General features: G+C 68.4%; 3 protein-coding genes. All 3 read right to left on the minus strand.

The window, feature by feature from the left end; all coding sequences use genetic code 11:
* Positions 1–711 (minus strand): MFS transporter (locus BG60_RS36045; protein WP_034474638.1); only part of this gene is annotated, 711 nt, incomplete at its 3' end.
* A gap of 14 nt (positions 712–725) precedes the next feature.
* The gene (locus tag BG60_RS36050; protein ID WP_033536324.1) at positions 726–1,148 is read right to left on the minus strand and encodes a VOC family protein; all 423 of its coding nucleotides are present in this window, start codon (positions 1,146–1,148) and stop codon (positions 726–728) included.
* 22 nt (positions 1,149–1,170) lie between these two features.
* The gene (locus BG60_RS36055) at positions 1,171–1,584 is read right to left on the minus strand and encodes a YciI family protein (protein WP_033536323.1); all 414 of its coding nucleotides are present in this window, start codon (positions 1,582–1,584) and stop codon (positions 1,171–1,173) included.
* Positions 1,585–1,656 lie beyond the last annotated feature (72 nt).

Raw genomic sequence — 1,656 nt, forward strand, 5'->3', positions numbered from 1 at the left:
GCCGAGCAGCGAGAGCGTGAGCGGCGAGGTCCAGCCGGCCTCGTTGCCGCCGACCACCGCGTACACGGCCAGCATGAGCGAGGTGGTGACGGTGATGGCGCCGGCCACGTCGAGCTTGCCGCCGGCCGCGGGCTGGTCCTTGTCGATCAGCGCGACGCACAACGCGTACACCGCCACGCCGATCGGCAGGTTGACCAGGAAGATCCAGTGCCAGCTCAGCGACGAGGTCAGCAGCCCGCCGAGCAGCACGCCGATGCTGCCGCCCCCGGCGCAGACGAAGCCGAACACCCCCATCGCCTTGGCCCGGCCGGCGGCGTCGGTGAACAGGTTCATGATGAGCGACAGCGCCACGGCCGACACCACGGCACCGCCCAGCCCCTGCACCGCCCGCGCCACCACCAGCAGGCCCTGCGAGTTCGCCAGGCCACAGGCCAGCGAGGCGAGCGTGAAGAACGCGAGGCCGGCGAGGAACATGCGGCGCTGGCCATAGAGATCGCCGAGCCGGCCGCCCAGCAGCAGAAAGCCGCCGTAGGTCAGCATGTAGGCGTTGACCACCCAGACCAGCGAGGTCTCGGTGAAGGCCAGGTCCTGCCGGATGGATGGCAGCGCGACGTTCACGATGGTGGTGTCGAGCACGATCATCAGTTCGCCCAGGCACAGCACCATCAGGGCCAGCCAGCGCTTGCGGGCGTCGAGCGCGGAATCGGTCATCGGAAAAGGGTCTTTCAGCCTTGGGGCGGTTGGAAGTCGGGGTTCATGGCCATCAGCTCCCAGACGTGGCCGTCGAGGTCCTGGAAGCCGTGGCCATACATGAAACCGTGGTCCTGCGGCGCGCTGTAGGTGCTGCCGCCGGCGGCCACAGCCTTGCGGACGAGGTCGTCGACACCGGCACGGTCGGGGCACGAGAGGCAGATCAGCACCTCGTTGCCGGTGGCCGTGTCGGCGATGGCCCTGGGCGAGAACGCGCGGAATTTCTCATGTGTGAGCAGCATCACGAAGATGTGGTCGCTGACGATCATGCAGGTCGCGGTCTCGTCGGTGTATTGCGGGTTGAAACGGTAACCAAGTGCGGTGAAGAAGGCGATGGCGGCGGGCAGGTCGCGCACCGGCAGGTTCACGAAGATTTGCGGGATGTGGGGCGTGGTCATGGAAGTCTCCGGGTCAACAAGGTCAGGCGCCGAGGCCCATCTCGCGCATCTGCTCGCGCGGTGCGTTGTCGGGGAAGTCGTCGAGCTCGTAGAGTTCGCGGACCTCGATGTGGCAGGGCGTGCCGTGCAGCGAGGGGTTGGGGAAGCGGCGGGTCCATTCCAGGGCTTCCTCGCGGGTGGCGGTCTGGATCAGCGTGTAGCCGGCGATGAGCTCCTTCGCCTCGGTGAACGGCCCGTCGGTCACGGTGCGGCGCGCGCCGTCGTAGCCCATCCGCCAGCCGTGGCGGCTCGGTTTGAGGCCGGCGCCGTCGAGCAGCACCCCGGCGCGCAGCAACTCGCCGTGGTAGGCGGCCATCTCAGCCATGAGGGTGTCGTCGGTCGGCATGGCGCCGGCTTCGGTGTCGGCGTCGGCCTTGACGAGGATCATGAATCGCATGGGGTGACCTCCTTCACTGCGGCGGCTGGGCCGGCGGGGCGTCGACCAGCAGCATCCAGCTCACGCCGAAGC

The sequence above is a fragment of the Caballeronia zhejiangensis genome, from assembly GCF_000698575.1.
Classification (GTDB): Bacteria; Pseudomonadota; Gammaproteobacteria; order Burkholderiales; family Burkholderiaceae; genus Caballeronia; species Caballeronia zhejiangensis.

Coding starts and splice junctions, on each gene's coding strand:
- BG60_RS36055 (WP_033536323.1), bottom strand. CDS start 1,584: ATGCGATTCATGATCCTCGTCAAGGCCGACGCCGACACCGAAGCCGGC.
- BG60_RS36050 (WP_033536324.1), bottom strand. CDS start 1,148: ATGACCACGCCCCACATCCCGCAAATCTTCGTGAACCTGCCGGTGCGC.